Annotated in this window: 20 protein-coding genes and 1 pseudogene; 11 read left to right on the forward strand and 10 right to left on the reverse strand. The window is 71.5% G+C overall.

The features are described from left to right. Window position 1 precedes the first annotated feature (1 nt). Both VM636_RS06555 and VM636_RS06560 read left to right on the forward strand, forming a co-directional pair. Window positions 2–1,009 (forward strand): FAD-binding oxidoreductase, encoded by a 1,008-nt coding sequence (locus VM636_RS06555; RefSeq protein ID WP_053914429.1) that lies wholly within the window; start codon window positions 2–4, stop codon window positions 1,007–1,009. 41 nt (window positions 1,010–1,050) lie between these two features. Beyond that, entirely contained in the window at window positions 1,051–2,406 is a 1,356-nt protein-coding gene (locus tag VM636_RS06560) for an MFS transporter (RefSeq protein ID WP_053914428.1), read from the forward strand. A gap of 168 nt (window positions 2,407–2,574) precedes the next feature. Here VM636_RS06560 and VM636_RS06565 read toward each other — a convergent pair whose 3' ends face one another. After that, on the reverse strand, window positions 2,575–2,769 hold the full coding sequence (locus VM636_RS06565; protein ID WP_030422516.1) for a hypothetical protein: 195 nt from the start codon (window positions 2,767–2,769) through the stop codon (window positions 2,575–2,577). 197 nt (window positions 2,770–2,966) lie between these two features. Between VM636_RS06565 and VM636_RS06570 the strand changes: the two genes are divergently transcribed. After that, window positions 2,967–3,839, forward strand: coding sequence for an NAD(P)H-binding protein (locus tag VM636_RS06570; RefSeq protein ID WP_053914427.1), 873 nt, complete (start codon window positions 2,967–2,969; stop codon window positions 3,837–3,839). 170 nt (window positions 3,840–4,009) lie between these two features. Here VM636_RS06570 and VM636_RS06575 read toward each other — a convergent pair whose 3' ends face one another. Continuing rightward, entirely contained in the window at window positions 4,010–4,963 is a 954-nt protein-coding gene (locus VM636_RS06575; protein ID WP_053914426.1) for an AraC family transcriptional regulator, read from the reverse strand. 103 nt (window positions 4,964–5,066) lie between these two features. On the opposite strand from VM636_RS06575, the gene VM636_RS06580 reads away from it, so the two are divergent. The 6 genes from VM636_RS06580 (at window position 5,067) to VM636_RS06605 (ending at window position 10,452) form a co-directional block, all read left to right on the forward strand. Next, window positions 5,067–5,927 carry an NAD(P)H-binding protein gene (locus tag VM636_RS06580; RefSeq protein WP_030422519.1) on the forward strand — a complete coding sequence of 287 codons (861 nt, stop codon included), beginning with the start codon at window positions 5,067–5,069 and terminating at the stop codon, window positions 5,925–5,927. Between the two features lie 404 nt (window positions 5,928–6,331). Continuing rightward, the gene (locus VM636_RS06585) at window positions 6,332–6,835 is read left to right on the forward strand and encodes an RNA polymerase sigma factor (protein WP_051821529.1); all 504 of its coding nucleotides are present in this window, start codon (window positions 6,332–6,334) and stop codon (window positions 6,833–6,835) included. Beyond that, entirely contained in the window at window positions 6,832–7,653 is an 822-nt protein-coding gene (locus VM636_RS06590) for a hypothetical protein (protein WP_030422521.1), read from the forward strand. The genes VM636_RS06585 and VM636_RS06590 overlap by 4 nt, the downstream gene beginning before the upstream one ends. A 35-nt stretch (window positions 7,654–7,688) precedes the next feature. Then, window positions 7,689–8,495, forward strand: a complete 807-nt coding sequence (locus VM636_RS06595; protein ID WP_053914425.1) for an ABC transporter ATP-binding protein — start codon at window positions 7,689–7,691, stop codon at window positions 8,493–8,495. Continuing rightward, a complete protein-coding gene (locus VM636_RS06600; RefSeq protein ID WP_053914424.1) occupies window positions 8,492–9,883 on the forward strand; it encodes a hypothetical protein in 1,392 nt (463 codons plus the stop codon). Before VM636_RS06595 ends, VM636_RS06600 begins: the two co-directional genes overlap by 4 nt. After that, window positions 9,880–10,452, forward strand: a complete 573-nt coding sequence (locus tag VM636_RS06605) for a hypothetical protein (protein WP_053914423.1) — start codon at window positions 9,880–9,882, stop codon at window positions 10,450–10,452. The genes VM636_RS06600 and VM636_RS06605 overlap by 4 nt, the downstream gene beginning before the upstream one ends. On the opposite strand, the gene VM636_RS06610 is transcribed toward VM636_RS06605, so the two are convergent. From VM636_RS06610 to VM636_RS06620, 3 genes are all read right to left on the reverse strand, one after another. Further along, entirely contained in the window at window positions 10,370–10,687 is a 318-nt protein-coding gene (locus VM636_RS06610) for a helix-turn-helix domain-containing protein (protein ID WP_078962780.1), read from the reverse strand. The genes VM636_RS06605 and VM636_RS06610 overlap by 83 nt on opposite strands. Window positions 10,688–10,860: 173 nt before the next feature. After that, window positions 10,861–11,784, reverse strand: coding sequence for an RNA polymerase sigma-70 factor (locus tag VM636_RS06615; protein ID WP_030422525.1), 924 nt, complete (start codon window positions 11,782–11,784; stop codon window positions 10,861–10,863). 119 nt (window positions 11,785–11,903) lie between these two features. After that, complete coding sequence (locus VM636_RS06620) at window positions 11,904–12,377, reverse strand: carboxymuconolactone decarboxylase family protein (RefSeq protein ID WP_053914441.1); 474 nt, start codon at window positions 12,375–12,377, stop codon at window positions 11,904–11,906. 171 nt (window positions 12,378–12,548) lie between these two features. On the opposite strand from VM636_RS06620, the gene VM636_RS06625 reads away from it, so the two are divergent. Next, window positions 12,549–12,932 carry a DoxX family protein gene (locus VM636_RS06625; protein WP_053914422.1) on the forward strand — a complete coding sequence of 128 codons (384 nt, stop codon included), beginning with the start codon at window positions 12,549–12,551 and terminating at the stop codon, window positions 12,930–12,932. Between the two features lie 249 nt (window positions 12,933–13,181). On the opposite strand, the pseudogene VM636_RS06630 reads toward VM636_RS06625, so the two are convergent. Together VM636_RS06630 and VM636_RS06635 are read right to left on the reverse strand one after the other, a co-directional pair. After that, window positions 13,182–14,272, reverse strand: a pseudogene (locus tag VM636_RS06630) (IS630 family transposase). A 694-nt stretch (window positions 14,273–14,966) separates the two neighbouring features. After that, entirely contained in the window at window positions 14,967–15,671 is a 705-nt protein-coding gene (locus tag VM636_RS06635) for a UPF0158 family protein (RefSeq protein WP_053914420.1), read from the reverse strand. Window positions 15,672–15,723: 52 nt separating this feature from the next. Between VM636_RS06635 and VM636_RS06640 the strand changes: the two genes are divergently transcribed. After that, a complete protein-coding gene (locus tag VM636_RS06640) occupies window positions 15,724–16,620 on the forward strand; it encodes a hypothetical protein (protein ID WP_053914419.1) in 897 nt (298 codons plus the stop codon). A 1,054-nt stretch (window positions 16,621–17,674) separates the two neighbouring features. On the opposite strand, the gene VM636_RS06645 is transcribed toward VM636_RS06640, so the two are convergent. Genes VM636_RS06645 through VM636_RS06655 form a run of 3 tightly spaced genes read right to left on the reverse strand, consistent with a single transcriptional unit; the run spans window position 17,675 to window position 22,751 of the window. After that, window positions 17,675–19,528 (reverse strand): ABC transporter ATP-binding protein, encoded by a 1,854-nt coding sequence (locus tag VM636_RS06645; RefSeq protein WP_338483810.1) that lies wholly within the window; start codon window positions 19,526–19,528, stop codon window positions 17,675–17,677. Continuing rightward, window positions 19,525–21,222: an ABC transporter ATP-binding protein gene (locus VM636_RS06650; RefSeq protein ID WP_338483812.1), complete on the reverse strand. Its 1,698-nt coding sequence runs from the start codon at window positions 21,220–21,222 to the stop codon at window positions 19,525–19,527. Before VM636_RS06650 ends, VM636_RS06645 begins: the two co-directional genes overlap by 4 nt. Further along, window positions 21,219–22,751 carry an AMP-binding protein gene (locus VM636_RS06655; protein ID WP_338483814.1) on the reverse strand — a complete coding sequence of 511 codons (1,533 nt, stop codon included), beginning with the start codon at window positions 22,749–22,751 and terminating at the stop codon, window positions 21,219–21,221. Before VM636_RS06655 ends, VM636_RS06650 begins: the two co-directional genes overlap by 4 nt. Window positions 22,752–22,783 lie beyond the last annotated feature (32 nt).

Here is a 22,783-nt window from a genome sequence, read left to right on the forward strand (position 1 = left end):
GATGACATTCACCGTCAGCGTCAAGGAGTCCGAGATCGCCTTCGACTGCGGTCCGGACCAGAACGTCCTCGACGCTGCCGAGACGGCCGGCTGGGCGATCCCCTACTCGTGCCGCAAGGGCGTCTGCGATACCTGCGTGGGCAGCCTGGTCGCGGGCACCTTCGATGTGCCCGGCCGCGGCGAGGTACGCGGCCCGGCCGAGGTGCGGCTGTGCCATGCCCGCCCGAAGAGCGATGTGCAGATCGTGCCGAAGTGGGTCGAGCAGCGTACCCCGCCGGTCCGCAAGCGACTGACCACGACCGTCCACCGGAGGCGCCAGGTCGCGCCAGGCGTGACGATCCTCGACCTGCGCTACCCCATCGGGCGGCGCACGCCGTTCAGGGCAGGGCAGTTCCTCAACATCGTCCTTGACGACGGCGACACCCGGTCGTACTCACTGGCGAACTCGCCGCAGCACAACGACCTGGCTCAGCTGCATGTCCGACACGAGCCGGGCGGCGTGTTCTCCGCCAGGATCCTGCAACAGCTGGAGTTCCACGACACCGTGGAGATCGAGGGGCCGTTCGGCGAGTTCTTCGTGGCGGACGATGCCGAGGAGCCGGTCATCCTGCTGGCCACCGGAACCGGGTTCGCTCCGATGCGGTCGATCATCCTCGACCACGCCGCCCGCCGGCTCACCCGCCCCATCCACCTGTACTGGGGCGCCCGCACCCTCGACGACCTCTACCTGCTCGACGTCGTCGAGTTCTGGACCAAGCGCTACCCCTGGCTGCGGTTCACCGCGGTCCTCTCCCGCCCCCACCCGGGCTGGGAAGGTGCGACCGGGCACGTCCAGGACGTGCTCCTCGCCGACCACACCGATCTGAGCACCCACCAGATCTACGCCTGTGGCGGCGAAGCCATGATCAACTCCGCAGCCGACGCGTTGGCACGCGAACGCGGCGTGGCCCCGGAACGCTTCCACGCCGATGCGTTCGTCTCGGCCGCCGGTGCTCCGGCCGCCGTCTGAGGAACGCCTCGGACGGCTCCCTCTCCCAGTGGAGTTACTCCATGACCGACACCACCGCGGCGGCCGCTCCGCTGCGTCTGCCCGCATTCATCGACAGCCGACGACCCAACAGATTCCAGCTCGGCACGGTACTGCTGTGCGGCCTGGTGATGTTCCTCGACGGCTTCGACACCCAGTCGATCAACTACATGGCCCCGGCCATCACCGAGGACTGGGGCCTGACGAAGAGCACGATGGGCCCCATCTTCTCCGCAGCCCTGGTCGGCCTGATGATCGGCTACCTGCTCGTCGCCCCGCTCTCCGACAAGTTCGGCCACAAGCGCCTCGTCATCCTCGGCGTGCTGACCTTCTCGCTGGCCACCCTCACCTCGGTGTGGGTACAGAGTCCCGAGCAACTGCTGGCGATGCGGTTCATCACCGGCATCGGACTGGGCGCGGCGACGCCCAGCACGATCGCGCTGACCGCGGAGTACAGCCCCAAGCGTGTCCGCGCCAGCCTGGTGCTGGCCATCTACTGCGGCTTCTCGCTCGGCTTCGTCGCCGCCAACTACGCCGCCGACTGGCTGATCCCCGCCTACGGCTGGCGGGCGGTCTTCGTGGCCGGGGCGGTGGCCCCGCTCGCTTTGGTCCCCGTGCTGCTGTGGCGGCTCCCCGAGTCGATCTCCCACCTGCTCCGCCGTGGCGAGACCTCCGCGGCGTACGCACTGTGCCGGCGGATCGACCCCGCCCTGCCGCAGGTGAACGCACCGCAGGTCGAGGCCGAGAGCGCCGACCCCGGCAAACGGGTCAAGCTGCGGCAACTCGTCTCGGGCGGTCAGCTGCTCGGCACCGTGCTGCTGTGGCTGGTCTTCTCGATCAACCTGGCGATGTTCTACGGCCTGCAGAGCTGGATGCCGACCATCCTCAGCGAGCGCGGCTACTCCGCCGCGACCCTTGCCACGGCCGCCTCGATGACCACCGTCGGCGGCATCGTGATCGCCTTCGTCATCGGCCCAGCCATGGACCGGATCGGCTCCTTCGGTGCCCTCAGCACGCTCTATCTCGTCGGCTGCGGCTTCCTGACCCTGATGAGCATCGTCCTCGGCGCTCCGGTCTGGGTGGTACTGGTCGCGATCTTCTTGATAGGTTGCTCGGTCAGCGGCGGTCAGAAGAGCGTCATCGCCCTCGCCGCGGTCTACTACCCCGAGGAAGTCCGCTCTACCGGTGTCGGCTGGGCGCTCGGCATCGGTCGTGTCGGCGGTATCGTCGGCCCCCTCCTGGTCGGTGCCCTGCTCGCCGCCGGGTGGAGCCATCAGCAGTTGTTCCTCACCCTCGCGATCCCGTCCGCGCTGTGCGGCCTGATCGTGCTCTACCTCGGTCGCCGAGCCAAGGCCGCAGCCGGTTTCCGCTCCCGGTGACGCGCGGAGTGCCGAAGACCGTACGCCGGTCGTTGGCACTCCCGCAGGACTTCGACGTTTTACCAGCTCAGAGGCCGCACGTGGTGAGTGTGGTGGGCCGGTGGCCCGTCCGGGGCGGTCTTCACGAGGCCGCCCCTCGACCCTGCGCGACCGGAGTGGGCCAATCGGTCACTTCAGGTGGTCCAGGATCTCCGCATCGCTCTCCATGAGCTCGGCCAGGACGTCATCGACCTTCAGCTCGGCCCGGTCCTGGGCGTCACGGATGGCCTCGATGGCAGGTTCCTGCTTGCTGCGGCCCTGCCGACGAGCCCGCTCGGTGAGCTTCGCGTCAAGGCCGTCGGGAAGCCGAAGTGTCATCGCCATACAGAGGTGATAGCAGGCCGGTATCAATTGATGCGGCCAGGTCGGGGCCCGTCGCGCCCGAGCGCCGTCGTCCCCGACACCGTCCGGCAGGTCGGCAGGAACCCGGACGCGCGGACATCCCTCCCGGACGATGAGCCATGGGCGCCGGACACCGGCGCGGCCAGGCTTGCGGCATGAGACCAACGCACGCGACACCTATGCGCACGACACCCGCGGACACGAGGAATACCGGGGGCACCGTGCTGGTGACCGGCGGCACCGGCAAGACCGGCCGCCGGACGGTGGCCCTGCTCCGCAAACTGGGCGTACGGACCCGAGCGGCCTCACGGTCGGGGGCCACTCCCTTCGACTGGGCCGACCCGACGACCTGGCAGGCGGCCCTCGACCAGGTCGACGCCGTCTACATCGTCCCGCTGGACACCTCGCCCTCCCCGACGCCCGCCTTCGTCGAACAGGCCGTCGCCGGCGGGGTGCGACGGCTGGTGCTGCTCTCGGCCCGGGGCGTGGACGTGCCCGGATACTTCGGCTCCTCCTACGAGGGCGGCGGCCCGCACGCGCAGGGCGAGGCGGCCGTCCGGTCGTCGGGCGCCGCCTGGACGATCCTGCGGCCCGGCTGGTTCGCCCAGAACTTCAGTGAGGGCGTCTTCCTCGACGGCGTCCGCGCCGGCGAACTGGCCCTGCCCACCGGCAGCGGGTCCGCCGCGTTCGTCGACGCCGACGACATCGCAGCGGTCGCCGCCGCGGCCCTGACCGAGGACGGCCACGACGGCGAGGTGTACGAACTCTCCGGCCCCCGGGCGCTCGGGATCGCCGACGTCCTCGACGAGATCGCGAAGGCAACCGGCACGCGTGCCGCCTACGTCCCGGTGGAGGAGTCCGTCTTCCGGGCCGGGCTGGTGGCAGAGGGACTGCCCGAGGAGGAGGCCGCACTCTGGACCGACGCGATGAAGCCGATCCGCACGAGCCGGGAGGCACCGGTCACGGACGGCGTACAAAGAGCACTCGGCCGCCCGCCGCGCGACATCGCCGACTTCGTCCGTGACGCGTCGGCGGCGGGCGCCTGGTCCTGAAGGGGCGGCTGAGTTCCGGGGCGGGGAGGCACCGGATGGCTCCGGGGCCTCCCGGGGCCACCGATGCGCACCGGCCCCTCCCCCGGAGGGCGGAAGCCGTCCGGTTCGCCGACCGGCACGGCCCGGCACCGGCACCGGCACCAGCACCAGCACCAGCACCAGCACCAGGATCAGCCCGCCGGTATGGCGCGGTTCCGCGTACCGCCGGCGGCGGCCCCCTGCCGGTACGCGCTCGGGCTCTCGCCCCGAAGCCGTTTGAACGCCGCGCTGAAGCCGAACGCATCCGCGTAGCCGACCCGCCGGGCCACCGCGGCCACCGTCAGTTCCGGGCGGGTCAGCAGATCGGCGGCGAGCGTCATCCGCCACTCGGTCAGATACGCCACCGGCCCGGTCCCGACCAGTTCCGTGAACCGCTTCGCCAGCGTCGTCCTCGACACCCCGGCCCGGCCCGCCAGCTCCGCCGTCGTCCACGGATGCGCCGGATCCTCGTGCATCGCGCGCAGGGCGGGTCCGGCCACGTCGTCGCCGAGTGCGCCGTACCACCCCGGAGGTTCGGCCTCCGCACGGTCGAACCAGTCCCGCAGCGTACACACCAGCAGCCAGTCCAGAAGCCGGTCGAGCACGGTCTGGTGCCCCGGCCGGCCGACACCGATCTGCGTCTCCAGGTAGTCCCACATCGGCGAGCAGTCTTGCTCGTCGGAGACCACCAGGACCGGCGGCAGCGCACGCAGGATCCGCTGCGGAACCTGTTCCCGTACGTCGTACGCGGCAGCCAGCAGCACGGTGGAACAGTCGAGTTCGACCTCCCGGACCACATGGTCCGGCCCCTCCCCGCCCCAGCGCACCTCCCGTACGCCCGCCGCCCGTTCCGTCCCGGTACCGCTGGGCGCGGTGTCGGTGAAGCAGAACGGTGCGGGCCCCCGGACGATCACCGTGTCGCCGAGCGTCACGTGCCGCGCTTCTCCGGTCTCCGGCACAATCCATCCGGCGCCGCGCAGCGGCACGCACAGAGTCAGGTGAGCGCCGTCGGTGAACCGCAGCGACCACGGCGGCCACAGCACCGAACGGCCGAACACCGCGCCCCTGCCCCGCACGCCCCGCAACAACTCGTCGAACACGTCCATGGAACCAACCCTAGGCACGACCAAGGGCCGTCCCGGACGATTGCCTATGGACGACGGACGGACGGCCATGGCCGCGGTGCCCGCACCACGATGGACTTGCCGCATGACAACGCAGAGCGCACGCCCCGCCCCCTCCGGCATCCTCGTCCTGGGCGCCACCGGCAAGACCGGCCGCCGGCTCGTCACCCGACTGCGCGACACGGGCATCACCTCGGTCCGGGCCGCCTCCCGCTCCGGCGAGACCGTCTTCGACTGGACCCTGCCCGACACCTGGCAGCCCGCCCTCGCCGGAGCCGGGGCGGTCTACCTCGTCACGCCCGATGACCCCTCCCACGTACGGGAGTTCGTGCGGCAGGCCACAGCGGCCGGTGTACGCCGCTTCGTGGCTCTCTCCGGTCACGGCATCGAGAAAGCGGGCCCCGGCTTCGCCTTCGGCCAGGGCATGACCGCAGGTGAGGAGGCGGTCCGGGAATCCGGTGCCGAGTGGACCGTCCTGCGGCCCAACAACTTCTTCCAGAACTTCGCCGAGGACCTGTGGCTGGAGCCTCTGCGGGCAGGACGCCTGGGCCTGCCGATCGGGGAGACGCCGGAACCGTTCGTCGACGCCGACGATGTGGCGGCGGTCGCCGCGACCGTACTCACCCAGGAGGGACACACGGGCCGCACGTACGTCCTGACCGGCCCGCGCGCGCTCACCTTCGCCGAGGCCACCGGGACGATCGCCGAGGCGGCCGGCCGGACCATCCGCTACGAGGAACTCACCCCGGCCGCCTACCGGTCCGAACTCCTCGCCGAGGGCCGTCCCGAAGCCGCCGCCGACGGGCTCGGCGCCATGTTCGCCCTGCACCGGGCGGGCCACTCCGCCAAGGTGAGCGACGATGTCCGCCGGGTACTGGGCCGCGAGCCCGCCGACCTCGAGCCGTGGGCACGCCGCATGGCGGCCCGGGGGACGTGGACGCCGTAGGAGACGCCGCCCGTCATCCGGCAGCGGTCCCGGCTCGGCGAACACCTCCATCAGCGCGGCCGCGACATCCCGGTGCGGGCACCGAGGCCCGCGGTAGCGCGACAGCCACCGCATGTTCGCCATCAGCACCGGACCGGGGGCTCCGGCCCGTTCGCACTCCCGGTCCACCGCTCGGCAGGCTCGGCGATCGACAGCAGCGACGGCAGGGAAGCCGTCCCGCCGCGTTCCAGCTTGCGGACGACGCCCACGGAAACGCCGGCGGCCTCCGCTCATCGCCTACGCGCGGCAATGTGACGCACACCACGTCAGGAGCAGAACCTGTGCGCGCCATCGGGCGTCTGGCTGGTGTGAGCTTACGTTGGAGAGCACTGGACGAGTTGGACGAGGAGCGCCTCGTCCGGCTGGTGGCCAGAGGTGACCGCGGGGCGTTCGACGAGTTGTACCGGCGCACGTCGCCGTGGCTGGCTGTGCGGTTGCGCCGCCGCTGCGCGGACGAGCAGATCGTCGCCGAGGTCATGCAGGAGACCTATCTGGCGGTGTGGCGCGCGGCCGGCGCATTCGCCGGGAGCGCGGTCGGCGGGACGGCCGTCGGATGGTTGTGGACGATCGCGGCGCGCCGCCTCGTCGACGCGTTCCGGCGCCGTGCCCACCATGCCGAGCCGCCGGTCACCGCCGCCGAGCGGGCGGTGGCGCCCGCGGCGGAGGACGAGGCACTGGCCGGGACCGTCGACGGGGACGTCGGTGACGCTCTTCGGCGACTGGCGCCGGAACTTCGAGAGGTCCTGCAGGCCATGGTGCTGGACGGGTTCTCCGTGCGGGAGACCGCCGTCCTGCTCAGACTGCCCGAAGGCACGGTCAAGACCCGCGCCCGCCGGGCCCGAATCGCGATGCGGGAGGCGCTGGCATGAGCGGGGAACACGCGTCGGTGCGGCTGCTCGACGACTACGCACGTGGTGCTACGGAGATGGCCGTGGACGCGGTGTGGGCATTGGAGGCCCATCTGGAGACGTGCGCGATGTGCCGGAGTCGTCTGGCGGCCTCCGTGGCCACCGAGGTGCCCGGCATCGCCACGCTCCTCGACACCGTCCGGGCCGGTCTGGAACCGCAACTGGACGCGGCCGTCAGGACACCCCCGCGGCGACACCGCCCGAGGTGGCCGTCGGCCTGGCTGACGCCGGTCATGGCCCCGTGGCTGGCCATGACCGTCGTGGTCACCCTGATGGCGCTGCTGCTGGACGCGCTCGCGCCGCCTGCGTTCTTCGGCGACATCTCTCCCGTGCTGGCGATCGCCCCCGTGCTGCCGCTGTGTGGTGTCGCCGCATCGTGGTCGCGCGGCCTGGACCCGGCGTACGAACTGACGGCCTCGACCGCCCGAGCCGGCCTGCCCCTGCTCCTCAGGCGCACCACGGCGGTTCTCGTGGTGGTCCTTCCCGGGCTCCTGGTAGAGGGCTGGCTGACCGGAACAATGACGGCCGCGCAGTGGCTGCTGCCCTCCCTGGCCTTCACTTCCACCGCCCTGGCGCTGGGCAGCCTGGTCGGCGTGACCCGCGCCGCCACCGGGCTGGCGGCGGCGTGGGGCGTCGTCGTGGCGCCCGCGTGGGTCACCGGCCCCCCCTTTGCCCTGCGAGTTGCTTTCCAGCCCGGCCAACTGCCTGCGTGGGGGCTGCTCCTCGCGCTCGGCATCGGCGCCGTGATCGCCCGCAGAAACGCGTACTCGACGCTGTGAAACCATCGCCGACCCTCGAAAGGGACCACCGCACCATGCCCACCACGAACGCGGCCGACATCGCACCGAAAACCTACGCCTGGGAGATCCGGGCGAGAGGTCTGGCGGTACGCGTGGGACGCAAGAAGATGGCCGTCGACGGACTCGACCTCTGCCTGGGCGTCGGCGCCCACGGCCTCTTGGGGCCCAACGGAGCGGGAAAGACCACCCTGATCCGAACACTGGCCACCGTGCTGCGCCCCACCGAGGGCGAACTGGAGATGCTCGGCACCCGGGTGGGCGCGATGGCCGACTACCGGGCCCTGCGCCGCCGCATCGGCTACCTGCCGCAGGAATTCGGCTACTACAAGCGCTTCACCGTGCGTGAGTTCGTCGAGTACATGGCCTGGTTGAAGGAGGTTCCGAAGGCAGCCGTCCCCGCGGCCGTCCAGCGGGCCGTGGAACGGGTGGGCCTGGCGGACCGTGCCGACCACCGGATGAAGACCCTGTCCGGTGGCATGGTGCGGCGGGCCGGCATCGCTCAGGCCATCGTCAACGATCCCGCGGTGCTGCTGTTGGACGAGCCGACAGTCGGCCTGGACCCGGCGCAGCGGTTGCGCTTCCGCGAGCTGTTGCAGGAACTGGGCCGCGACACGTGTGTGATGGTCTCCACCCATCTGGTCGAGGACGTCGCGGCCGCCTGCTCCGACGTGGTGCTCTTCGCCGACGGCCGCCTCGTCTTCCAGGGCACGCCGGACGACCTGGCCGCGGCGGGCGGCCCCGAACACCCGGGCGGCAGCCCCCTGGAGCGCGGCTACTCGGCGCTGCTCCAGGGCTCCGAGCAGCCTGGAGGCATCTGGTGAACGCACGTGTCCTGCGCATCGAGCTGAAGCGCTCCGCCGCCCCGTGGCCCGGCCTCGTCGTCCTGGCAGGCAGCCTGGCGGTCCTCCTGCTGATCGACGGGATCTGGTGGCAGGGTGACGCGGGATGGACGGCCCAGTGGACCTCCATGGCCCTGTGGACCCGGTACCTGCTGAGCTTCTGGTGGCCGCTCGTGGTGGGTTTGGGGGCGGTGTACGGGCTGCGCGACTCCCGCTCACGGATGACCGAACTGCTGACGACCACGCCGCTGCCGGCCTGGCGCCGTGCGGCGCTGCCCGCCGGCGCAACGGCACTCGTGCTGGCGTCCGGCTTCGGCCTCCTGGTCCTCGTAGGCGGAGTCCAGGTGGCCCTCGGCGCCACCTCCTACACGAGTCTCGGCTGGCTGCCGATCTCGCTGGTGGCGGCGCTGTCCCTCGTCGCGGGGGCCGTGTTCGGCATGGGCCTCGCGCGGGCCGTGCCTTCTGCACTCACCCCGCCGGCCCTGACCGTGCTCCTCCTGCTGACGACCGTCTCCCTGCGGCCGAGCCATGATGAGGCACTGCCGTCGAGCGTCGCGCCGAACCGGCTCGCTCTGCTGCTCCCGGCGACTGCGGAGCCGCGGGAGATGCTGCTGACCCTGTCCGGTTCCGTGCACCTCGGCCAGACGCTCTGGCTGCTCGGCCTGCTCGCCACCGGTTTCGCACTGCTGTCGGCCGCGACCCTCCGAGCCCGACTGCTCGCGGTGGCCCCCGTCCTGGCCGTCGCGGCCCCGGCCCTGCTGATCCTCCCGGCCACTCCGCGCGACACCTACGTCATCGACAAGGTCGCCGCCACCCTGGTCTGCGACGGGCCGGTGTGCGTGACGCAGGCAAACCGCTCGCACCTGCCCGAACTCGCGTCGCGCGGCAAGGACGCGCTGCGCGTGCTGCACGACGCCTTGGGCGACAAGGCACCGAACTCGGTGCGGGAGGACACCCGGCTGCGCGCGCTCGGCGAAGAACGCCGGCCCTCCGGCGACACGGTGCTGGTCGACTTCGACGACCCGCTGATCGCCCGTGCGACCGGGGCGGAACTGACCCGTCTCCTGATCGCCGAGGGCCTGGTACCGAACTGCGCACCGCGCACCCCTTGGGAGGGCGGGGGGCAGGTCGACATCCCCGCACAGAGCATCGCCGCGAGCTGGGCCCTGGGCGATCACCGGTTCACACCGCTGCAGAGCCCGGACTCCTACGCGTACTCGCAACGTGAACAGACGGACGACGAGATCGTCTGGCAGCGGCTGATGGCTCTGCCACCGGCTGAGCAACGCTCGCGGATGGCCGAGGTGCACGCCGCCGCCCTCTCCTGCACGGAGTACACCGAGGCGTTGGCGGGGAAGGCGACGCAATGAGATGGCTGATCCTGTACGCCCGTTCACGACAGGTGCCCACCTCGGCCGCAGCGGTCGCGCTCGTCGCGCTGGCGGCGTGGATCTTCAACCGGGACGGCGCGGGCCCGGTGAGCCCGGGGATCGCGGTCCTGATCCTGACCGCAAACGTGGCGGCCGCTTCCGTCGGGCTCGGCGGGCAGGACGCCGCGCTGGACCGGACGGCCGCGATCCGGTGGATGCCCCGGCGGGCGGCGCACGTGCTGCTGGCCGGCGCGGTCGCCGGGGCGGCGCTGCTGGCAGCCCAGGCGGCGGGAGCCAAGCTCGCCCCGGCCGCGCTCGTCGTCCGCGACAGCGCGGGCTTGGCCGGCCTGGCCGCGCTCGGGGCTGTGCTCTGCGGGGCACAGTTGGCCTGGACCCTGCCGATCGGCTGGCTCGCGTTCACTCTCCTCGTCCCGGTTCCCCCCGGCATCGCGGGAGAGGTGAGCAAATGGATGATCATTTCCCCCGCTACGACGGCGTCCGCCGCGACCGCGTGGGTCCTGCTGGCGACCGGCACCGTGCTGTACGCCGCAGCAGGACCGAGACGGTGACGCAAACGCTTGCTGGCCTGCTGGTTCGGCGTAGACGGCAGGCCCGATTCCGAGTGCTCGGGCCGCCGTGCGCAGGTCCGCTGCGACGGGCAGCGGCCTGGCGCAGCCACTTCGACAGCGTCATCTCATGGACGCCGAAGTCCTTCGCGATCTGCGCAAGGGTGACGCCCTTCTCGCGGTTGCGGGCCACGCGCACGACGTCGTCACGGAACTCTCCGGGATAGAGAACAGGCACAGCAACATCCTTCCAGGCCGCCCCACAGGCAAGCCGGATCAAATGTCACCACACCGTGCAGCAGTCCCTCGCGCCGTCGGTCTTATGCGCCTTGGTCCCAGCCAGGCGGTGAGACAAGCTTCCGGTGGCTTTGACCTGCGACCGCTCTGATTCGGGTCCTGCCGCTTGGGAGGTCACCTGGTCTGACTACGGGCCTGCTTCACTTCGCGGTCAACGGCCCAGGCGTCGGCGACCGGACCGAGGTGGCCGAGCTTGTCGGGGTTGATGACCGAGCGGATGGTCTGGATCTGACCGTCGAACATGTCGAGGGTGAGGACGTGGAGGATCTTGCAGTCGCGATCGCGGAAGAGCGCGCCCGGCTGGCCGTTGACCTCACGCGGTTCGCACGTGATGTCGACCCGTGTCATCAGCGGGTACACGGTGGCGAGCAGCCGGGCCACGTTCTCGGCGCCGGCGACGGCCCTGGCCAGCTGCGGGGCCTTGCCACCGCCGTCCCCGACGAGCTGGACATCGGCCGACAGCAGACTCTGCAGTCCGTCCACGTCTCCCTGCGCCAGTGCCTCGAAGAACCGCCTCGCCAGTTCCTGCCGCTCCTGGCGGTCCGCTTCGAATCGCGGTCGTCCCTCGTTCATGTGGCGGCGGGCCCGTACGAGCAGTTGTCTGCACGCCGCCTCCGAGCGTCCCAGGGCCGCGGCGATCTCGTCGAAGCCGAAGGCGAAGACCTCCCGCAGCACGAACACCGACCGCTCCAGCGGGCTGAGCCGCTCCAGGAGCAGCAGCGCCGCCATCGACACCGAGTCGGACAGCTCCGCTGCGCGTGCCGGCTCCTCGTACGGATCGTCCAGGAGCGGCTCGGGCAACCACGGACCGACGTACTCCTCCCGCCGCACCCGAGCGGAGCGCAGCACGTCGATGGCGATCCGCGTCACCGTGGCCGACAGGAACGCCTTGACCGACACCGGCCGGGTGGTCGAGGCGTCGTAACGGAGCCAGGTCTCCTGCACCGCGTCCTCAGCCTCGCCCACACTGCCCAGGATCCGGTAGGCGATCGAGAACAGCAACGGCCGCAGCTCCTCGAACTCCTCGACCTTGCCCACGTCGGCTCCCCCTTGCGTTCTGAATGCCTGGTCGGCCACTCGCCGACGAGGCGAATTGATGGTCTTGGCATGGCGTCCTGGCCCGGCATCCTTGCCGGGGCCAGGATTGCAGTAGCGGGTCAGTGGAACTGGCCGACCTGGTAATCGCCCGCCGGCTGCTGGGTGATGATGTTCAGCCGGTTAACCGCGTTCATGAACGAGACCAGCAGGACGAGGGCCGCGAGCTGCTCCTCGTCATAGTGCTGCTCGGCACGCGCCCACACCTCGTCGCTGACCCCGGTGGCCGCGTCTGCGACCCTGGTTCCCTGCTCGGCCAAGGCGAGCGCGGCGCGTTCGGCCTCGGTGAAGACCGTTGCCTCCCGCCAAGCCGCGATCAGGTTCAGCCGCACCGGGCTCTCGCCGGCCGCGGCGGCTTCCTTGGTGTGCATGTCGATGCAGACCGCGCAGCCGTTGATCTGGCTCACGCGCAGCGCCACCAACTCCTGCGTCGTCGCGGACAGCGGCAGTTCCTTCAGCTCCCGGCCAGCTGCCATGAAGTGCTTGAGTGCCTTGCCGGCGGCCGGGTTGGCGAAGTAGTTCAGGCGCGTGTCCATCGTGTGATCCTCTGCGTTCGTCGATGCCTTCACCCCCGAGACGAGATGGCCCTCACTCCTGTGACACGGCACGGTGAGACTCACGTCTCTCCGCTTTCCGGGTTCGGGCATGTCACAGGCCGAGTCGCTACCTCGTCTCGGGTGCGGAAGTCCTCGATCAGGGAGTTGACGATGAACGTTGCGCTGTGGATCACCGCTGGAGTGCTCGCTGCTGTCTGTCTGGTGGGCAGTTCCAAGATGTTCGTGCCGCAGAAGAAGCTGGCCGCGGTGGGCTCCTCCGCGCAGTGGGCACTGGAGTTCAGCCCCAGCGCTCTCAAGGCCATTGGCGCCGTCGAACTGCTGGCTGCGCTCGGCCTGATCCTGCCCCCCGTGCTCGGCATAGCGCCGGTGCTGGTGCCGCTGGCCGCCACCGGGCTCGTTCTGCTCTTCGTCTGCGCGGTCACCATGCGCCTGCGCCGTGGCGAGAAGGCCACCATCACGGGCGACCTGATCTACCTTGCCCTGGCTGCCTTCGTCGCATGGGGCCGCTTCGGTCCCACACACTTCACCGGCTGACCACCAGGGCCGGGCACCGTCCAGGCCCGGCTCGCGCCTCCTTGCCACCGTCCTCCTCGCCGCACTGGACGAGCCGTACCCGGGCACGGCGTTCACGCCCAACCGGAAGGGGATGGACATGCCTGCGGCGAGCCAGGTCGTCCCTCATGACTGCGATCGCAAATGCAGCGCCGCCGAGATCCATGCCTTCTGCCTGACAGTCCGCCACGCCCGAGTCTGCGACGGAGCGGTTGCGACGGACGAGGCGGACTAGTGACCTGAGTCAGAGGTTCGGTGGCAGTAGGCGGCGACTTCGTCGAGGATTTCGTCGGCCGTTTTGGTCCAGATGAAGGGCCTGGGTTGGTCGTTCCAGTCGGCCAGCCAGGCCCGGATGTCGCGTTCGAGAGCCTGGACGGAGCGGTGTACTCCGCGCTTGGGCTTCTTCTGTGTGAGTTCGGCGAACCATCGCTCGACCAGGTTCAGCCAGGACGCGCTGGTAGGTGTGAAGTGCAGGTGGAAGCGCGGGTGGGCCAGCAGCCGCTTCTTGCTCTCGGGCGTCTTGTGCGTCGCGTAGTTGTCGAGGATCAGGTGGACCTGAAGGCCGGCGGGGACTTCCCTGTCGAGCTTGGCCAGGAATTCTTGAACTCGACGGCCCGGTGGCGGCGGTGGAGCGATCCGATCACCTTGCCCGTCGCGACTTCCAGGGCGGCGAAGAGAGTGATGGTGCCGGCGCGGATGTAGTCGTGGCTTCGGCGCTCGGGAACCCCGGGCATCATCGGCAGGACCGGCTGGGACCGGTCCAGGGCCTGGATCTGCGACTTCTCGTCCACGCAGAGAACCAGAGCCTTCTCCGGCGGGTCGAGATAGAGGCCGACGACATCGCGGACCTTGCCGATGAAGAACGGATCGGTAGAGAGCTTGAAGGTCTGCGAGCGGTGCGGGGCCAGAGCGAACGCCCGCCAGATCCTGGATACCGTCGACTGCGACATGCCCGTCGCGGCGGCCATCGAGCGCGTCGACCAGTGCGTCGCGTTCTTCGGTGTCTCCTCGAGCATTCTGACGATCACTCGTTCCACATCCGCGTCGGTAATCTTCCGCGGGACACCCGGCCTGGGCTCGTCACACAAACCGTCCAGGCCGTTTGCCAGGAAGCGCCGCCGCCAGGTGCGGACGGTGTCCGGCGCAACCCGCAGTCGATGGGACACCCCCATGATCGAGTGACCGTCCGCGCACTCCGGCACGATCCGTGACCGCTGAGCCAGCGCCTGCGCGGTCCTCCGCCGACGCACCCAGCCCTCCAGCACAACCCGTTGCCTATCGGTCAGTGACAACGGCGGAATCTTCGGCCCCGGACGACTCATAACCAACTAACACCAAACCTCTGACTCAGGCCACTGAGCGCTTGGCCCCAGCTTCGAGTCCCACGAGGCACCCAGAACATGGCTGGTCCCCTGTCAAGCCATGAGTCCCGGGGGCCATCGGTAGGCATCGCGAACGGGGAGTCTGCGCCTGATCGCCCCGTGCAGTCGGCGGCCCTCTCCGCGCCAACCCGTGACGGGTGCCGGGAAGTCGGTACGCACTACCAGGCAGCACGCCGGGGCGGGAGGAACGGCCATCGCGGCCCAGGACGGAGCGGCCAGCGATGGACCAAGCGAGGGGAACTGCGGGGCCAGGCCGGTACCGTGTTCCCTGTGACCGGGGAACTGAGTGACGCGGAACTCGATGAGCTGGTCGAGCAGACCACCGTGGACGCCTACGACGACGAGGAGCAGCTCACGGGCCTCTACACGATGCTCTCCGAGCATCTGGCTGTCCCGTTCAAGACGGTCGTTCTCGGGGTCGAGGTCACCGTGAAGAAGGTGGACCTGCTGCCCGGCAGCCAGATCGTGGCGGTCTGTACACGAGGCAAACACCGGCAGGCGATCGGCGTTCTCGACCTTCCGTTGCCGGACCCGGCGCCCGAGGGGGCAATGGGGTCTCCCCTGCTCGAGCGGAGCCGAGAGCTTGGGGAAGGATCGAGGCGTACCGGTACTGGAGAGCGTAAGCGCGCCCGGATCAATGACCGCCTGGTGGCGCGGGCCGGTAGCCCTGATCGGCGAGCCAGGCTCGAGCCCGGCCGTACTGCCGTTCCGCGGCGAACAACCAGTACCGCCGCAGCTGTGCCGGCGAGGTGGCCAGCATGTCCTTGAAACGGCGGAAGGATCCTGGGCCCTGGATCGCGATGCCGAGGAACCGGGCGAGGTCCCGGTCGTCGAGGGTGGAGATGAAGTCCTCCATGTCACGGTAGGCATCGCGTGACCCGGCGCACGGCACATGGAGCCACCGCTCGGTGCCTTCCGGTTCGTCCTCGTCCCATGACTCCTCGGTGTCCGCGAGGGCGGGCCGGCACTCGCCGGTGTCCAGGTCGATGCGGCCACCGCCCCAGGCCGGGTCGCCTTCGAGCAAACCGGAGAGTTCCTCCAGACCGACCGACAGCGGCCTCAGCACCATGACGGCACCGCCGCCCACCGTGTCGAGTTGTTCGGCGAGGACCTCGTCGCCGGGCCAGCCCCGTTCACGCAGGGTGGACGTGCACGCGCTCGCCGTCTCCCGGCCCCCGGGCACGCCCCGGAGGACGGCTGCGGTGAGTGCGTCTCCGCACTGCTGCAGCACGTCGGCGGGGTCATGCGTATGCAGCAGGGCGAGCAGGGAGGGGCCGTCCGCGGTGTGGCAGGCGGCGCGGAGCGCCTTCAACGCGTGGTCGGTCCATGCCTCGGTCATGTCCGCGAGGCTATGCCGAGGCGCGCTGCGAACGCCATCGACACATCGCCGCATGGTCGAGCGCTACTTCGACGCGCACCTGTACGTCACCAACTGGGGCACCCACCCTCTGATGCTCCGCCTGCCCAGGCAGACCCTGGCTCTGCCCACGGTGAAGCCGTACTGCCTCGACCACCACGTCGACGCCTGGACCACCCGCACCCACCTCCTGCTCGCCCTCACCAGCGACGACGAAGGCTGCGACTGGGTCGAGGGTGCCGACGACTCCCTGGCCGCCCTCATCGGCGTCCGCGACGAACTCGCCACCGGCGACCTGCGCCCCCTCTACCTCGCCTGGCTCTCCGCGCTCGCCGCCTGGGGACTCGAGGACGACGAGGAGGAGTACCGGATCTGCCCGGAGCCGCCCGTTCCGGCCGGGCTCGGCGAACTGACCGCCCCGCAGCGCGCGCTCGCGGACTTCCTGCGCGTGGACGACGACCTGCTGACGGTCGCGGCCCAGGCCAGTCCCGCAGCGCCGGAGAAACCGGCCAGGCCCATGAAGAAGGTGCTCGCCCCGCTGATCGCCGCACTGCCCCAGAAGGAGAAGGACGCTCTGCTGCTGCGGCTCGCCCTCGGCCCGGAAGCCAGGCTGCACACCGAACTCCTGCACCGCCTGCACGGTGCCGACGCACCCACCACGGTTCCCGGGCAACGCTCCACCGCTCAACTCCTGGACGCCGCCCACACAGGGCGCGCCGAACGCCGGCAGCGCGCCGGACACGAACGGATCGCCGCCCGCGCCCGGCGCCTGACCGCCCTCGCGAGCGAGGCCCGATCAGCCTGGCAGAGGATCGAGGCGCACATCGCCACCAAGAAGACCAGCGCCTACGACCAGGCCGTCACCCTCTCGCGGAACTGCGCGACGCCTGCTCCCACACCGGGCAGGACACGGACTTCCGCCAGCGGCTGATCCGCCTTCGCGAGGACAATCACCGCCGCCCCGGCCTCATCCACCGCCTCGACCGCCACGGCCTCCGATAGGGCCCCTCCTGCCTGGCACCGATCGGGCCGAACCGCGCCCTCCCCACCTCAGGGAGACAGCGTGAGCGCCGGAACACGCACGGCTCCGTGGAGCACGGTCACCGCGTCGTGGCTCCTCGCTGTCTCTTTCCGAGACAGTTGCCGCGTGGTTCGCAGCAGATCGTTCAGGCGCTTCTCCCCTCACCCCAGCCCCGCGCTCTGCAACCCGAAACCACCTGACACCCCATCAGAACGAGTGTCAAATGAGCGTCACGAGCGTCATTTCAGCGTCAAGATATCGCCCGTAACGCCCACATCGCACATAATGCGCACGGGCAAAGCCGCAGGTCAGGAGCCCTTCGCGACCGGCTCCAGGATCGCCACGCACTCGACATGGTGCGTCATCGGAAGGATGTCGGACTGAGCCGATCTCGGAAAGGACCAGGTCAGAGGCTATTTCTCGGCCGACTGGCCTGCGTACGGGGCACGAAGCGTCAAACGAGCGTCATGACCAACAGCCCACCCCTCGGTTCAGGCCAGGGCATGCTGCCAAGACCACGCCCTTGCACAAACCCGCCCTCGTTCCCTCCGGACACGGTTCCCGCATCGCACCCCGCACCACTTCCTCCGGCCTCTGTACGTCCCGGCCGGCGTCCACCTCGGCACCGCCGGCCTCGTCCGCCGACCGACAGCGAGCCGCCGCTCTCGCCCGGGTGCACGTGGCGCGCCCCGAACCCTTCGACCTCCGACCTCAGCCCCGAGCCTGCCCAAGGCCGTATGCATCAATGAGTCCAGCGGGAGCCAGAACCCAAGGCGTGGTCGTCGTTCTCGTCCGGATGCTACTCAGGTTGAATCGGCGATGTTCGGTTCGTCGATCAGCCCGTCAAGGTCCAGACCGGTGGTCGGCAGACAGCCGGCGATCAGGTGCGGCCGGTACTGGATCCTCGTTCGTCCGACCGCCGCGTCGGCCCGCCACCTGCACCAGCGGCCGGGCCCCGCCCGTGCTACGGCCTCGCGTCCCCGCCGGGGTGGTGGGCCGTCCGCCAGGCGTGCCAGAGGGACGCATAGGTTCCGTTCGCGGTGAGGAGCTGGTGGTGGGTGCCGAGTTCGACGATCCGGCCGTGATCCATGACGACGATGCGGTCGGCCTCACGGACGGAGTCCAGGCGGTGCACGATGGAGATCACCGTACGGCCCTCGATGAGCGCCGCGAGCGAGCGCTCGATCCGGCGGGACGCGGTGGAATCTAGCAGGGCCGTGGCCTCGTCCAGGACCAGCGCGTACGGGTCTGACAACAGGAGGCGGGCCAGGGCTAGTTGCTGGGCGGCCGAGGGGGAGAGCCGGGCGGCGCCCGGGCCGATCTCGGTGTCGAGGCCGTCGGGCAGGGCGCGTGCCCAGTCCGTCAGCAGGACCGTCTCCAGCGCCTCCCACAGCCGCTCGTCCGGCGGCGCCTCCTCGCGGGCCAGGGTGAGGTTCTCCCGTACCGTGCCGGTGAACACGTGCTGCTCCTGGGTCACCAGGACGATCTCGCGACGCAGTTGGTCCACCGGCAGTGTGCTGATCTCGGCGCCGCCGACGCTCACCGTGCCGCGCGTCGGGTGGTGCACGCCGGCCAGGAGCTTGCCGAGGGTGGACTTGCCCGCCCCCGAGGCGCCGACCACGGCGAGGCGCTCGCCGTGGGCGATCTCCAGGTCGATGTCCGACAGGACCTCCCGGCCGGGCGCGTAGCCGAAGCCGACGCCCGCCATCCGGATGGTGTGCCCGTCGGTGGCCACGGCGGGGCGTGGCTCCTCTCTCGGCAGGCGGTCGGCGCCCAGGATGCGACGCAGCGCGGCATTCCCGATCTGCAGTTCGTCGGTCCAGGTCAGCAGGTCGTTCAGGGGTTCGCCGAGGGCCTGGACGTACAGTACGACGGCGGTCAGCTCGCCCAGGCCTACGGCACCGTCGCGGTAGGCGAGTCCGCCGATGAGCAGGGTCAGCGTCATCGGCACCATGGTGGCCAGGTCCAGGCTGGGGAACCAGATCGTCTGGAGCCAGGTGGTGCGCTGCCGTGTCCGTACCACCTCGTCCACCGCCCGGCCGTGGCGCCGGATCTGGCGTTCCCCGAGCCCGAGGGCCTCGACGGTGGCGGCGCCGCGCGCGGTCTCGTGCGTGACGGCGAGGACGTCGGCCTCCTGGGCGAGCAGGCGCTCGTACGCGCGGGTCGCGCGCGGCCGGTACCACCAGGTCGACAGGGCGGCGAACGGCACCCCGGCCACCAGTGCGAGGGCGAGCAGCGGTGAGGTCAGCAGGATCGCCGCGAGGGTGAACACGAGGGTGACGGCGGCCAGCGCGATCCGCGGGACGGCCTGCCGGATGCTCTCGTTGAGCCGGTCGGCGTCGACGGTGGCGCGGCTGAGGAGGTCGCCGGTGCCGACGCTCTCCACCTCCGACAGCGGCAGTCCGAGGACCCGGCTGACGAAGTTCTCTCGGGTGCGCGCCAGGACCCGCTCGCCCAGCAGGGCGGCCCGGGTGCGGGCGGCGCGGGCGAGCAGCGCGTGCGTCACGAGCACGGCGACGAAGGCCAGGGCAAGCAGGTCGACCCGGCCCGCAGTGGTGCCGTCCTTGACGGACTCGACCAGATGGCCCAGCAGCCGGGGTCCGACCAGGCTCGCCACGAGGGCGGCGGCGAACAGCCCGAAGGTGACGACCAGTCCGGGTGCCTCGCCGCGCAGGAACGCCCCGACCCAAGCCCGTACGTCGGCCCGGTCGGCCAGCGGCAGCCGCCCCGGGTGGCCGGGCGTGCGGTCGGACCCGGGGGCGGGCGGTGAGGCGGGGACCTCGGCGGTGGCGCGGGCCTGGGCGGGGGTCGTCGTCACGAGGGCCCTCCTGCGGAGCGGTCGGTGCTGCCGGGGACACGGGCGGGGCCGAGGCGGACCTCGCGGTCGGCGGCGCCGCGCCACAGCGGGCTGTCGCTGAACACGACGGTGGTGCGCCCCGCCCGCGCGGCGGCCACCCGCTCGACCACCCGGGCCTCGGTGTGGGCGTCGACGGAGGACGTCGGGTCCTCCAGCACCAGCACGTCGGGGGACGCGAGCAGGGCCCGCGCGAGGACCAGACGCTGGCGCTGGCCGCCCGACAGGGCCCGGCCGCCCTCGTCGAGGCGGGTGTCCGGTCCGGCGGGGAGGGCGTCGACCACGTCGACGGCGTCGGCGGTGAACAGCGCGCGCTCGAGGTCCCGCGGCGAGCGGTCGGACTCGGCGGTCAGCTCCTCCCGTACGGTGCCGCTGAACAGGGTGTCGGCGAGCCCGGACCGCAGTGTTCGCGCGCGCAGCGCGGCGGGGCCCACCCGGTCGAGCGGTACGCCGCCGAGCAGCACGGGCGGGGTGCCGTCGGCGCCGCGGGCGCCGGGGCGGGTGAGCCGGTCGGCGAGGTCGCCGACGCGTTCGGCGGGGGCGACGACCACGGTGAGCCTGCCGGCGTCGGCGGTGATGCCGGTGTGGGCGTCGGCCAGGGAGAGCGGCCCCGGCGGCAGCGGCTCGGGGTGCGCGGGCGGAATGGTCTCGGGGGTGAGCCGCAGCAGGGCGCAGACCCGGCTGGCGGCGACCTTGGCCAGGCTGAGCGTTTCGGCGGCCTCGGTGGCGGTGCTCACCGGGAGGGTGAGGAAGGCCGACGCGCCGTAGAAGGCGACCAGTTCACCGGCGGTGATGGTGCCCCGCAGGGCGAGGCGGGCGCCGAACCACACGATGCCGACGGTGACGAGGCCGGGCAGGAAGACCCCGGCCGCCTGCAGCCACGCCTCCATGCGGCCGGCGGACTCGCCGGCCCGCCGGACCTCCTGGCTGGTGCGGCGGAAGCGTTCGGCGAAGCCGGCCTCGCCGCCGATGCCGCGCAGGATCCGCAGACCGGCGACGATGTCACCGGCCTGGGAGGTGGCGATGCCCATCTGCTCGCGCTGCGCCTCGTCGCGTTCCTGGAGGGGCCGCAGCAGCGGTCCGATGCCCAGGACGGCGGCCGGGACGCCAATGAGCACGGCCAGTCCGAGGACGGGCGAGGTGGCGGTGAGCGCCACGGCCACGAGCACGGCGGCGACCACCGCGCCGATGGTCCGGCCGACCACCTCGAAGGCGTTGCCGATGCTGTCGACGTCGGCCGCGGCGGAGGCGGCCACGTCGCCGGTGCGGGCCTTGCCGCGCAGGGTGGCGCCCAGCCGGACGACGTGCCGCATCAGGACGCGGTGGGTGTGGGACAGGGCGTGCGCCTCGGCGCCCACGGCGGCCTGGATGAGACCGGCGCCGGCGAGGGCCTGGACGATGCCGAGGACGAGGGCGAGCAGCGCCCACAGGTAGGGGCCGGCCGCGTCGCCGCCCTGGCCGGCCGCGTCGATGGCCCGCCCGATGACGAGCGGCACCAGGGCGAGGGGGACCATCCAGAGGGTGCCCAGCGCGGCGCTCAGCAGCAGCGGGCCGGGCCGGATCCGCACCAGCCACCACAGGTAGGCCCAGGGACCCCGCGCGTCCGCCTCGGGCAGGGCGGCGGGGGCCACGGAGGCGACGAAGAGGCGGTTGGTCACAGGTACCGGTCCCGGGTGGCCGCGCGGTCGATCTTGCCGGTGCGGGTGTGCGCCAGTTCGGGTACCGCCACGATCCGGTCGGGGACGAGGTGTTCGGGGAGCGTGGCGCGCAACCGCGCGCGCAGCGCGGCGGGTTCGGCGGTGGCGCCGCAGTCCCCCGGCGCGGTGCCGCCGGGCGTGAGGACCACGAAGGCGACGAGCGCGGTGTGCTCGCTCTTGGCGTGCGCGGCGGCGGCGACGGCGGTCACGCCGGGGAGCCGGCCGAGGGCCTCCTCAACGTCCAGCAGGTCCACCCAGTGACCGCGGATCTTGACCTGGTGGTCGGCGCGGCCGTGGAAGACGAGCGCGCCGTCGGCCCGTTCGTGGACGAGGTCGCCGGTGCGGTACCAGCGGGCGATGCCGTCGCCGAGATCCGCCTCGACGAAGCGGGCGGCCGTGCGGCCGGGGTCGTCGAGGTAGCCAGTGGCGAGCTGGGGACCGGCCACGAGCAGCTCGCCGGGGCCGCCCGGCGCGTCCGGGCGTGGCACCACGGCCTGCCGTACGGAAGGCAGCGGGTGGCCGATTGGCACGCCGTCAGGGAAGGCGGTCCCGGCGATCCGGGCCGGTGCGCCCGGGCCGGCGAGGACGGCACTGTGGGTGACGAGTGCGGTCTCGGTGGACCCGTAGGAGTTGAGGAGCCGCACCTGGTCGGCGCCGAGCCGGTGCCAGCGTTCGAGCATGTCGGGGCGGACGGCCTCGCCGCCGATGACGACGGTCTCGACGGTGTCGGGGAGTTTCCGGCCGGTCTCCAGCAGGTGGCCGGTGTAGATGTGCCAGTAGTCGACGGGCAGGTTGACGAGGGTGACCTCGTGGTCGGTGAGGACCCGGTCGAGGTCCGCCTCGGCGTCGCCGTCCAGCACGACGAGCCCGCCCGCCAGGAGCGGCGGCAGGATCTCCTCCAGGCTGGTGTCGCCGTCGGCGCGGGTGAAGTTGAGGGACACTGTGTCCGTGCCGACCTCGTACAGCTCGCCCAGCGGCGGCAGTACGGCGTGCAGCGCCCGGTGCGGCACGGCCACGGCCTTGGGGGCGCCGGTGGAGCCGGAGGTGAACAGCGCGTAGGCGAGGTCGTCGGCCTGGACAGGTCTGCCGCCGCCCTGGACGGGGGCGTAGGAAGGCCCCCAGTGGGGGCGCAGGACACGGTCGACGGCGGGCGGCCGGTCGGTCTCCGCGGTGGCGACCGCCTCCCGGCAGCCGAGGGCGCGCAGCATCTCGCCGGTGTGGCCGGCCGGGCCGTCGGGTACCGCCACATAGCCGCGGCCAGCCGCGAGCGTGCCGAGGATCGCGGCGATGTCGCGGACGCTGTGGTGGACGGGGAGAGCCACGGGCGGGTGCGGCCCGGGCGCACGGGTGGCGACCAGGTCGGCCACCGCGCCTGCCCAGCACGCGAGTTGGCCGTATCTGACGGTCAAGCCGTTGTCGATGACGGCAGGCCGGCCGGGGTCGGAGCGGGCGAGGGCGAAGAAGGGGTCGAGCACGCTGGGGAGGGTCATGGCGGGGTGCCTTCTGTTGTCCGTCCGTGAGC

The sequence above is a fragment of the Streptomyces sp. SCSIO 75703 genome (assembly GCF_036607905.1).
Classification (GTDB): Bacteria; Actinomycetota; Actinomycetes; order Streptomycetales; family Streptomycetaceae; genus Streptomyces.

Coding starts and splice junctions, on each gene's coding strand:
- VM636_RS06570 (WP_053914427.1), top strand. CDS start 2,967: ATGCGCACGACACCCGCGGACACGAGGAATACCGGGGGCACCGTGCTG.
- VM636_RS06565 (WP_030422516.1), bottom strand. CDS start 2,769: ATGGCGATGACACTTCGGCTTCCCGACGGCCTTGACGCGAAGCTCACC.
- VM636_RS06575 (WP_053914426.1), bottom strand. CDS start 4,963: ATGGACGTGTTCGACGAGTTGTTGCGGGGCGTGCGGGGCAGGGGCGCG.
- VM636_RS06560 (WP_053914428.1), top strand. CDS start 1,051: ATGACCGACACCACCGCGGCGGCCGCTCCGCTGCGTCTGCCCGCATTC.
- VM636_RS06590 (WP_030422521.1), top strand. CDS start 6,832: ATGAGCGGGGAACACGCGTCGGTGCGGCTGCTCGACGACTACGCACGT.
- VM636_RS06655 (WP_338483814.1), bottom strand. CDS start 22,751: ATGACCCTCCCCAGCGTGCTCGACCCCTTCTTCGCCCTCGCCCGCTCC.
- VM636_RS06625 (WP_053914422.1), top strand. CDS start 12,549: ATGAACGTTGCGCTGTGGATCACCGCTGGAGTGCTCGCTGCTGTCTGT.
- VM636_RS06620 (WP_053914441.1), bottom strand. CDS start 12,377: ATGGACACGCGCCTGAACTACTTCGCCAACCCGGCCGCCGGCAAGGCA.
- VM636_RS06580 (WP_030422519.1), top strand. CDS start 5,067: ATGACAACGCAGAGCGCACGCCCCGCCCCCTCCGGCATCCTCGTCCTG.
- VM636_RS06640 (WP_053914419.1), top strand. CDS start 15,724: ATGGTCGAGCGCTACTTCGACGCGCACCTGTACGTCACCAACTGGGGC.
- VM636_RS06605 (WP_053914423.1), top strand. CDS start 9,880: ATGAGATGGCTGATCCTGTACGCCCGTTCACGACAGGTGCCCACCTCG.
- VM636_RS06635 (WP_053914420.1), bottom strand. CDS start 15,671: ATGACCGAGGCATGGACCGACCACGCGTTGAAGGCGCTCCGCGCCGCC.
- VM636_RS06555 (WP_053914429.1), top strand. CDS start 2: ATGACATTCACCGTCAGCGTCAAGGAGTCCGAGATCGCCTTCGACTGC.
- VM636_RS06595 (WP_053914425.1), top strand. CDS start 7,689: ATGCCCACCACGAACGCGGCCGACATCGCACCGAAAACCTACGCCTGG.